Genomic DNA, 9,827 nt, shown 5'->3' with positions numbered 1-9,827 from the left:
AGGCCTTGTACCGCAAAGGCTTCGTTCAGCTCGATCACGTCGATCTGATCGAGCGTGAGGCCCGCCAGCTTCAACGCCTTTGGAATCGCATACACCGGCCCGATGCCCATTTCTTCGGGAAGACAACCTGCCGTAGCGTAAGATACGAATCTTGCCATCGGTGTCAGCCCAAGTTCCTTCGCCTTGTCAGCCGACATAACGACCGCGGCGGCCGCACCGTCCGACATCTGCGACGAATTCCCGGCAGTCACGGTGCCTTTTGCGTGGAAGACAGGCTTCAGCTTCGCAAAGCCTTCGGGCGTGGCGTCGAACCGAACGCCCTCGTCCTGCTCAAAAACAACAACCTTTCGCCGGACGCGGCCCTTTATTCGCAAAGCCTATCCCGAAGCGACGATCAAAGGCAAGAAGATTACCTTTCCGGCGCGCCAGCTCAAAACCGTGAATTACGATTTGGAGGCGACTTACCAGGGCATCTATGAAAAAATCGTCGCGGGCATCGAGAGCCTGAATCTGGCGCCGTACAATCTGGAATCGTACAAAAAAGCCGAGTCCGAGATCGACGAGTTCGAACAAGGCCGCGAGCAGGCGCTGGTGGGAATTTTCAAAAGCCGGTATCTGAAGCGATTCGAATCGAGCATTGAGGCGTTCCGCATCAGCGTGCGCCGGGCTTTGCAATTTCAAAAGACTTTTGAATCATACCTGCTCGGCGGCAAGCTGCTCAAGAGCAATGACTTTCAGAAAGCGCTGCGGTATTTTGCCAAGGAAGATGAGGAGGATGATGCCACGCCCACCTCGCTGGCGAAAGAGCTTGACGACGTGGAAGAGGTGAAGGAAATCTTGCAGCAGTTGCCGGCGATTGAGCCGAGCAGTTACGACCTGCGCCAATTGCATGAAGCGCTGCAGCACGACATCGAGGTGTTAGCCGAAATCTGGCACGAGATCAAAGACATCAAACCGGAAAACGATGCCAAGCTGGCGCGCCTCAAGAATCTGTTGGCAGCGGAGTTGAAGGGCGAGAAGGTGCTGCTGTTCACATATTATAAAGACACGGCGCGCTATCTCTATCGCGAGCTGGGCGGCGACAAGGGGAAACCGTTTCGGCAAACCATTGGCAATCCGGTTATTCGGCGCATGGATAGCGGGGCGAAAGCCGATGAGCGCACGCGCATCATTATGGAGTTCGCGCCCAAGGCCAATAACCATCCCGAGCTGATGGGCGCAGAAAAGGAAATCGATATTTTGATTTCTACCGATGTGCTTTCCGAAGGGCAGAATCTGCAGGATTGCGGGCATCTGGTGAATTACGATCTGCACTGGAATCCCACGCGCATGGTGCAGCGCGCCGGCCGCATCGATCGCATTGGGACGGATTTTAAAACCCTGTGGGTTTACAACATGTTTCCCGACGCCGGTTTGGAAAAGCTGCTCGGCCTGGTGGAAAGCTTGAGCCGGAAAATTGCCGACATCGATCGCGCCGGTTTTTTGGATGCCAGCGTGCTGGGTGAGGCCGTGCATCCGAGGAATTTCAATACGCTGCGCCGGATTCGCGAGGAAGATGCGGCCGTCATTGCCGAAGAAGAGCAGTTTATGGAGCTGATGAGCCATGAATTTCTGTTGCAGCAGTTGCGGAATTTGCTCAATTCCGGCGGCCGGGAAATGCTGGAACAGTTGCCCGATGGCATCCATTCCGGCTTATCGAAGCCAAATGCGAAGGGGATGTTTTTCTATTTCAAGGGCCGGGCCGAAGGTGAAAACGCGGAGCATCATTTCTGGAAATATTATGATCTGAAAACCGGCGAGATTCTCGACAACCGCTTTTTGGTCGCCAACCTCATTGCCTGCGACCGGGACACGCCGCGCGTCATCGGCGACTGCGAGGTGTTTGAGATTCAGGAAAAGATCATTCAAAACATTCTCGAAAATCAAGAAAGAATTCAAGCGCTCGAGGCCACCCCGAAAACGACGGATGCGATTCAACAAACGCTGGCGGCAACTCTGCAAGGTTATCTCAATTCGCCAAAAGTTAAACGCCAGCACCTTCTCGAGGCGATTAAATATTTGAATCAGCCGCTGCCCAATGTTCAAGTGAAAGAATTGAGAAAGCAATATAAGGCTTTTCAGGCATCTCAGAATGTCGTTTCTTTGTTGGAGAGCATTGCAGCCCTAAAAGAAATGTTTGACTCGAAAGAAATGCCGCGCCCGATTGCTTCGCCTAGAATTCTTCGGCGAGAAAGCCTGCAATTGATCTGTTTTGATTACCTTTGTGGGTGAACTTATGAAAAGTTACAATTCCGGCACGAGCACCTATTCCACGCTTTACTTGCGAGGTTAAAATGCCTATCTTGCGCCGCAAGGCAATTGAGTCACGGCCGCCAGCAGGCCCGTTGCAGGAATCGACAAACCGTCAGGGCGCCTGATTTGATGATGGTTCATATCTATCGCCTGCAATTTTCACACGGACAAAGCGGCCGGACGGCGTTTTGTCACATTTCACCTTGACGCAAGATCACCTAACGAGGCCATTATGATGACACGCATTTGGGGCATGGCTCTGTTCATGCTCGGCTTGCTCGTGGTTGCCGAAGGTTCGTTTCAAATTCTGCAAAAAAACACCGGATTCACGCGCTGGCTTTACATTGGCCTCGGCCTGGTGCTGGTGGTGCGCGGCATTATGGTGAGTTGGCCTTCCAGAAAAAAATCATCGGATGACGAGCCGTAACGATTTTTTGCGCCGGCCTTTCCGCTTAAGCCATTGATTTGCATGGCAGTTCGCCCGCCAAATTTTGTCTGCGCTCAAGCTGCCGCACTTGCCCGCTTTGTTGGTACTATCACCTTATAAATTTCTCCATCATCAGGACGAGGCATGGCGGCTTTCGTGCAAAACAGCGATTGGCTAGAGATTGTTGGGAGCCTCTTCCCCGAAGCCGGCTATACCGTGATTTTGGTGTTCGTGCTCTATCTCGCGCGCCAAGGCTGGAAAACACGGGAAGACTGGCAGATCGGGCCGCCGTGGAGTCCGTTCACCCAATACCTCAAAAAATTCTACCAGGAATACGGGCACATCCAGAAACACGGTTACGGCCAGCAAGTTTCCTTCTATATTCTCAAAGCCTACCCCGCCACGGCAAAACGCCTGGACGAGCACGAAGCGCATGATCTGGAAAGCATCATGCACTTGGCAGCTCTGGAAAAACGTTCGCTTCTCATTACGGGCGCGGCCAGCTCCGGAAAATCCACCTTCCTGCAAGCATTGGCGCTGCGCGCCAGCACGCCGGAAGCGCACCGCAAATTGGGTTTCAAAAAAGCGCGTCTCCCGATTTATCTGCCGCTCAAGCACATCGACACCTCGTTGCCGTTTTATAAGGCGCTGCGCCGGGCGTTGCGCGGCTCGGGCTATCACCTGAAGAAAATCTATCTGCAACGCGCCTTGCTCAGCGGGCGCGCATTGTTGTTATTCGACGGCCTGGACGAGATTCCCGAGGGCGAGCAGCGCGAACAAATGTGCCGCTGGCTCGACAGCGTTGTCGCAATCGCGGGCAAATCCCTGCCGGTGATCATTGCCTGCAAAGCCGAGGCCCTGCTGCAAAGCGTTCGCTTCGAGTTTTCTTATTACACCGTGGCGCTGCGCAATTATGCGCTGCTGCAATACCGCTCGTTGCGCGCCGTTTCCGAAACGCGCATGCCGCAGGTTTATGTCAATCCGGCGGAGCAGGAATCCGAATATCTCATGCTCTCCCCGCCCGGCCTGCCGTTGATGTTGAAGGGCGCGAAAAAGCCCGCGCCGCTGTATTTTTATCATCTCGCCAAATATCCGGTGACCAACAAACTTTATCGCGTGTTTGTGCAGGCGACGCAACATCGCGCGCCGAGCCTGTGGAGTCTGCCGGATTTTTCCGCCGATGATTTGCCGGTGGTAGGTGTGGATTGGGAGGATGCCGAGGCGTATTGCAAGTGGCTTACTGCCATCACCCAAAAAGTCACTTCCACCAATGCTCAGGGCAATTTTGTGTTTCGTTTGCCCACCGAAGAAGAATGGGAATGGGCGGCAGGCAACGGCGAGCGCTCGTATCCCTGGGGCTTTGAATCGCCGCGGCCGGAACATGCGAATTTTGCGGACGATCTCTGCCGCCTGCGCGCCGTTACCGCGCATGCTGCCGGCGCAACGCCGTTGGGCATTATGGATATGGGCGGCAATGTATGGGAATGGACTTCCACCAAAGAAAGCGATAAACCCGAAAAACGCGTGGTACGCGGCGGCGCGGCTTTTAATGATGTTTCGGCGCTGCTCTGCACCGCGCGCGATGCGCATGTCAAGCAACTCGCGCGCTTCATTGGTTTTCGCGTCGCACGCCTGCCGCAAGATTGACCCCACAGATTCTCTCATCTCATCATAAGTTTTGATATTCAAACGCGGTACTGTTCAGCCACGGCTTGGCCGTGGCTTGACCACTGTAGAGGCCACGGCCAAGCCGTGGCCGAACAGAGCAAAGTTGCCGATTTTGATTGTCAAAATTCATAAGGCGCGGCGCGTTCGCCGATTGGCTTCATAAAATTCCCTCCAGCTTCGAGCAACAATACCTACTCCTTCGCCGTAATTCAGGCGCAGCGTGAATAAATCGTTATCAACAAAAAAATGCTGCGGCTTCGCGCTTGACTCTGGCAATTTCTCCGTCTATATTTGCGCGCTCGTTTAAACATGAAGGTGATGGCGATGGCGCTTTGGGATCTATTCAAAAACAACAATCATACTGAAGATTTCGACCCGATCCGCGATTTGACGCTGGCCAAGCTGCGGCCCGGTTATCTCGTCGATTATGACGCCCAAACCTGGCGCGTGAAAAGCTACTGCCGCTATGATTTCGGCGAAGGCTACACCTCGGAAGAATGGGAGCTTGATTCCGGCAGCGAGACCCGTTACCTTGAACACGCGCAGGAAGAGGGCGAAACGCAATGGTCGTGGTCAAAACGATTGCCGCTGGGCGAGATCGATGGCAATTTGCGGCAATACATTATCCAGCACGATGATCCGCCGGATGAGCTGACCTGGGATAACCAGATCTATTATCTCGATGAATCCGGTCCGGGTTACATGTATGAAAACGGCCAGGGCCCGGCGCAAGAATTCATTTACTGGGAATTTATCACAGAGATCAATGAATCCATTTTGACCATCGAGCAATGGGGCGAAAGGGAATTCGAAGCCTGGTTAAGCGTGCCGGTGCAAGAATATGAATTCACCAGCATTCTGCCGGGCGAGAGCGGCGCGGTGGAATGATTAAAATGTGTTTGATGATCGCCTGTACCTTTTGTCATTAAGTACGCGCGAACATGCTTACCGAAAGGATTTAGTTTGCAACGCTTCTTTTCAATAACCCTGCTGGCCGCCGCTGTTGTCTCCTGCAGTTCTACCTCCCAACTCGACCGCCTGGCGCGCGATCTCGAGCGCTATCCGGAATACTCCATCATTCTCGAAGACATGAAGGAAGAAGGTAATTTCTTCGATGATTATTATCATCGCTACAAACTCATTCGCGCCGAACGCAACGGCGCGCCGGACAGCCTGATCTACAAAAGCGAATTGACGGACTGGCTGCGCGTAGATCAGCGCGAGTATGAAAAATATGATCAATACCTGGGCATGGTCATCGCCTCCAAAACGCTCGAGAACGAGCAGAGTTTTGCCCAACATCCGCCCGGGTATCAATATGTCGGCGACCCGCGTTACGGCGCCTGGCGCACCGACGAGAGCGGCAATTCGTTTTGGGAATTCTACGGCAAGTATGCGCTGATGAGCAGCCTGTTCGGCATGATGACGCGGCCGGTTTATCAAAATGATTGGGAAGGTTACCGCGACTCGCGCACGCGCGGCCGGCCGTATTTCGGTCGCAATCGCGAATTCGGCACCAACGGCACGCAAACCAAGGAAACGCACAAGAACTTCTTCGAACGCCGGCTGGAGCGTGACCGTTTGGCGAAAGAACGTTTTTCACAAAAAGTGCAAAACCGCGTGCGGCGCAGCAACATGAGCAAAGTGCGCAGCCGCAGCAGCCGCGGCTTTGGAAAATAAGACACGGAACACCTCATGTCACTCGATCAATTCGTCTCCGGACTGATTTATCTCGGCTCCGCGTTTGTGCTGTTTTTTCTTGGCAAATGGGCTTACAGCGCGCTGCACCGCAATTACGCACTTAATGAGGAGTTGCTGGAGCGCGACAACTTCGCGCTGGCGCTGGTGATGATCGGGTATCATCTCGGCCTGGTCTTTGCCATCGGCGGCGTGCTGGCCGGCGTTTCGGTAAGTTTAATCGATGATCTCATCGACATTTTTTTGTATGGCGCGGCCTCCATCGTGTTGTTGAACCTCTCCGGCCTCATTACCGACAAGTTTATTCTGCCGGCGTTCGACGATGAAAAAGAGATCATCCAAGATCGCAATGCCGGCACCGGCGCCATCGTCGCCGCCAATCACATCGCCACGGGCTTGATTATCGCCGGCGCGATTTCCGGGCGCGGCAGCTTGCTTACCGCGGCTCTTTCCTGGATTCTCGGCCAGCTTGCCCTGGTGATTGCGAGCCGCGTTTACAGTAAATTGCTGCCATATGACGTACATGCCAATCTCGAAAAAGACAACGTTGCGGTTGGCGTGGCATTCGCCGGTATGCAAATCGCCGTGGGCAATCTCGTGCGCGTCAGCATCGCCGGCGATTTCATTTCGTGGAGTGATTATTTCATCAAATTCGGCAGCTTTCTCGCGTTCGGCTTGATCCTGCTGCCTCTCATTCGCATCATCACGGATCGTGTGTTGCTGCCCGGCAAGCGTCTGACCGCGGAATTGGTGAATCAGGCCGCGCCCAACGTCGGGGCCGGCGCGATCGAGGCGTTTTCTTACATTGCGGCCTCGTTGCTGTTAAGTTGGGTGGTTTGAAAAAATCAAATCAACATGATTGTCGATCACAACGCTGCGGCAAATCTTTCTGAAGGCCGTATTAGCAAACCTGCGCTGCTGCGCCGCAGTTTTCTGCTCAAGGCCTGCATTTTCGCCACCGGTTTCTCCGGCATTGTTGCGGAATATGCTATGGCCACACTCGCGAGCTACTTGCTGGGAAATTCGGTACGGCAATGGACGCTGACGATTTCAATCATGCTCTTTGCCATGGGACTCGGCAGCCGCATCAGCAAACACCTCCGCGTGCATTTGCTCGATGCCTTTCTCGTGGTGGAATTGGCGCTTTCGGTGTTATGTGCGGTGAGCGCGTTGCTCGCGTACATGCTGTCCGCGTATGTGCAAGATATTACCACGATCATCTATCTGACCTCCGCCGTAATCGGCGTGCTGATTGGATTGGAGATCCCGTTAGTCACTCGGCTCAACGATTATTTCGAAGAGTTGCGCGTGAATATCAGCACGGTGATGGAGAAGGACTATTACGGCGCATTGCTCGGCGGGTTGTTGTTTGCCTTCGTGGCCTTGCCCTATTGGGGCTTGACCTACACCCCCATCGTCGTGGGCGCGGTGAATTTCATCGTGGCCGCAGCGTTATTCTGGAATTACCGCAGCTTGCTGCAATACCGGAAGAAGCTGGCAATCGCCTTTGCTGTAGTTCCAATTGTTCTCGGCAGTCTGGCGCTCACGGCAAAGCCCATTGTGCTTTTTGGCGAGCAGCAAAAATATCGCGATCGCGTCATCTACCAAGAGCAGACGCCTTATCAAAAAATAGTGCTCACGCAGTGGCGTGACCATTTTTGGCTCTACTTGGACGGCAACGAGCAATTCAGCAGCTATGACGAGGAACGATATCACGAGCCGCTGGTGCATCCGGCCATGCGTCTGGGTCCGGCGGCAAAAACGGTTTTGATTCTGGGCGGCGGCGATGGGTTGGCCGCGCGCGAAGTCTTGAAGTATTCCGAAGTCCGGCAAGTGACGCTGGTGGACATCGATCCGGCCATCACCCGCCTGGCGCAAACGCATGATCTCTTTCTCCGCCTCAATCGCGGCGCCTTGCAGGATGGCCGCGTGCATCTCGTGCATCAGGATGCCTATCGTTTTTTGCAGGAAGATGGCCAACTCTACGATGTCATCATTATCGATTTGCCTGATCCCAAAACCGTCGAGGTGGCGCGTCTTTACACGCTGGAGTTTTATCAGCTCGCTGCCCGCCACTTGGCCGCCGGCGGGAGATTGGTGACGCAAGCGACCAGCCCGTTCTTTTCCAAACAAGCTTTTCTCTCCATACTAAAAACCATGCGCGCCACCGGTTTGCCGGCAATCGCTTATCACAATCATATTCCGACGATGGGCGAGTGGGGCTGGGTGTTGGGCGTCAAGGCGCCCTCGCTGCCCGAGCACAAATTGAAAGAAGCGCTGCTGCGCCAGAGCTTCGAGGAACTGCCGACCCGTTTTCTGAATGCCGAAGCCATGGCACATATGCTGAATTTTGGCAAAGGCGTATTCGATGGCATTGACGAAATTGCCGTGACGAACGAGCTTGATTTAGCGGTTTATCATTATTATCGTCAGGGTGAGTGGGATATTTACTGATTTTTGTGAATCGACTGCTGAGGAGTAGCGTCAAACAAAAAAGCCGTTTCTCAACCGCGAATGACTGCGCGCAACGCGCATTGACGGCGATTAGCGTTTATTCGCGTCGATTCGTGGTTAAATGAGTTGAATGATTCATTTAAATGGTGTTCTCAAATTTTGATCAGATGCTCTAAAGTATCAATACCGATTTTCACACAAGTTCAAAATCGACGATCTTCGAGCAGCGTTGTAAATCTCGCCCACAAAATTGAAGTCCCACAACAAAGCAAAAGCCTTTTCCGTGTGATTTCATTTCCGTGGCCGAGACACCATCAGAATTTTATTCGAAATTTGAAAAGTTAATCGCTTATTTACCGTGACGTTATTATCTCGACTGGCTAGACTCTTTCGCGCCAATCTGTACGGCAGCTACTCAGATCGGCCGGCGAGCGCCGAACGTGAGTTCTGGCAGGAAGCGGCAGCCGGGGCACAAGCTGCGCAGGCGAATCCGCCCGGCTACGATCCCGTGCTGGCACGGTATTACGCCAATTTGGAATTGCCCTATGGCGCCGATCTCGTGAAGGTGCGCCAGGCGTGGAAAAATTTGTTGCGCAAATATCACCCCGACTTGCATTCGCATGATCCCGAAAAGCGCCGCGTCGCAACGGAATTGACGCAAGGTTTGAATCGTGCTTATGAGGAGTTGGAGAAAAGATTGACCCCACACTAATTTCAACCGAGGAGGCTTTATGTCTGCAAACTTGGATTTGATCAAGAGTTATGTATTCGACCTTGATTTGAAGATCGTCAAGGAAGATCGCGCCAACGAAGTGATCATTGTCGAAGATGAGGAGGAAGGGATTAAAAATTTGGTGATTGATTGCGAGCCGCCCATGGTGATTCTGGAGCAATTGATTATGCCGGCGCCCAAAAAAACCGGCGAGTTATACAAACGATTATTGCAAATGAACAACACCCTGGTGCACGGCGCGTTTGCGCTTGATGAGGAAGGCAAAAACGTCTTTTTTCGGGACACGCTGGAATTGGAAAATCTCGATCGCAACGAATTGGAAGCCTCGATTCGCGCGCTGTCTCTCGCGCTGGCCGAATACGGCAACGAGTTGCTGGAGCTGGCCAAGTAATCTTTGAGAAGGGCTTTTCTTATAGCGGTTTTTAATTGAATGGACAGGTTTGTAGCCCCCGCCCCTCGTGGGCGGCTGTCGAAGCCACTAAACTCACAGTTGCGACAGTGCCCCACAAGGGGGCAAGACTACGACTCCTGCACACGCATTTGAAAGATGCTATA

The 9,827-nt window shown here is 53.3% G+C and carries 10 protein-coding genes; 9 read left to right on the top strand and 1 reads right to left on the bottom strand.

The annotated features are described in order from the left end of the window. On the bottom strand, positions 1-374 hold a 374-nt coding region (locus FBQ85_20570; protein MDL1877532.1), incomplete at its 3' end, for an acetyl-CoA C-acyltransferase. On the opposite strand from FBQ85_20570, the gene FBQ85_20565 reads away from it, so the two are divergent. The 9 genes from FBQ85_20565 to FBQ85_20525 all read left to right on the top strand — a co-directional run bounded on the left by FBQ85_20565 (position 253) and on the right by FBQ85_20525 (position 9,663). Continuing rightward, on the top strand, positions 253-2,271 hold the full coding sequence (locus FBQ85_20565; GenBank protein ID MDL1877531.1) for a hypothetical protein: 2,019 nt from the start codon (positions 253-255) through the stop codon (positions 2,269-2,271). The genes FBQ85_20570 and FBQ85_20565 overlap by 122 nt on opposite strands. 253 nt (positions 2,272-2,524) lie before the next feature. Continuing rightward, positions 2,525-2,719, top strand: coding sequence for a DUF3995 domain-containing protein (locus FBQ85_20560; GenBank protein ID MDL1877530.1), 195 nt, complete (start codon positions 2,525-2,527; stop codon positions 2,717-2,719). Positions 2,720-2,863: 144 nt separating this feature from the next. Then, complete coding sequence (locus tag FBQ85_20555; GenBank protein ID MDL1877529.1) at positions 2,864-4,366, top strand: NACHT domain-containing protein; 1,503 nt, start codon at positions 2,864-2,866, stop codon at positions 4,364-4,366. Positions 4,367-4,696: 330 nt separating this feature from the next. Further along, the gene (locus FBQ85_20550) at positions 4,697-5,275 is read left to right on the top strand and encodes a DUF4178 domain-containing protein (GenBank protein MDL1877528.1); all 579 of its coding nucleotides are present in this window, start codon (positions 4,697-4,699) and stop codon (positions 5,273-5,275) included. 75 nt (positions 5,276-5,350) lie between these two features. After that, entirely contained in the window at positions 5,351-6,067 is a 717-nt protein-coding gene (locus FBQ85_20545; GenBank protein MDL1877527.1) for a hypothetical protein, read from the top strand. 15 nt (positions 6,068-6,082) lie between these two features. Beyond that, positions 6,083-6,925 (top strand): DUF350 domain-containing protein, encoded by an 843-nt coding sequence (locus FBQ85_20540; protein ID MDL1877526.1) that lies wholly within the window; start codon positions 6,083-6,085, stop codon positions 6,923-6,925. A 15-nt stretch (positions 6,926-6,940) separates the two neighbouring features. Next, entirely contained in the window at positions 6,941-8,539 is a 1,599-nt protein-coding gene (locus FBQ85_20535; protein MDL1877525.1) for a polyamine aminopropyltransferase, read from the top strand. A gap of 358 nt (positions 8,540-8,897) precedes the next feature. Next, on the top strand, positions 8,898-9,251 hold the full coding sequence (locus FBQ85_20530) for a J domain-containing protein (protein MDL1877524.1): 354 nt from the start codon (positions 8,898-8,900) through the stop codon (positions 9,249-9,251). Between the two features lie 19 nt (positions 9,252-9,270). Continuing rightward, the gene (locus FBQ85_20525; protein ID MDL1877523.1) at positions 9,271-9,663 is read left to right on the top strand and encodes a YbjN domain-containing protein; all 393 of its coding nucleotides are present in this window, start codon (positions 9,271-9,273) and stop codon (positions 9,661-9,663) included. Positions 9,664-9,827: the final 164 nt, after the last annotated feature.

The sequence above is a fragment of the Cytophagia bacterium CHB2 genome, from assembly GCA_030263535.1.
Classification (GTDB): domain Bacteria; phylum Zhuqueibacterota; class Zhuqueibacteria; order Zhuqueibacterales; family Zhuqueibacteraceae; genus Coneutiohabitans.
The sequence above is the reverse complement of the archived record's forward strand: the minus strand, read 5'-3'. Positions and strand labels throughout refer to the sequence as shown.

Bases quoted from the DNA above. Each gene is read 5' to 3' on its own strand.
- FBQ85_20560 (MDL1877530.1), top strand. From the start codon at position 2,525: ATGATGACACGCATTTGGGGCATGGCTCTGTTCATGCTCGGCTTGCTC.
- FBQ85_20555 (MDL1877529.1), top strand. From the start codon at position 2,864: ATGGCGGCTTTCGTGCAAAACAGCGATTGGCTAGAGATTGTTGGGAGC.
- FBQ85_20550 (MDL1877528.1), top strand. From the start codon at position 4,697: ATGAAGGTGATGGCGATGGCGCTTTGGGATCTATTCAAAAACAACAAT.
- FBQ85_20540 (MDL1877526.1), top strand. From the start codon at position 6,083: ATGTCACTCGATCAATTCGTCTCCGGACTGATTTATCTCGGCTCCGCG.
- FBQ85_20535 (MDL1877525.1), top strand. From the start codon at position 6,941: ATGATTGTCGATCACAACGCTGCGGCAAATCTTTCTGAAGGCCGTATT.
- FBQ85_20525 (MDL1877523.1), top strand. From the start codon at position 9,271: ATGTCTGCAAACTTGGATTTGATCAAGAGTTATGTATTCGACCTTGAT.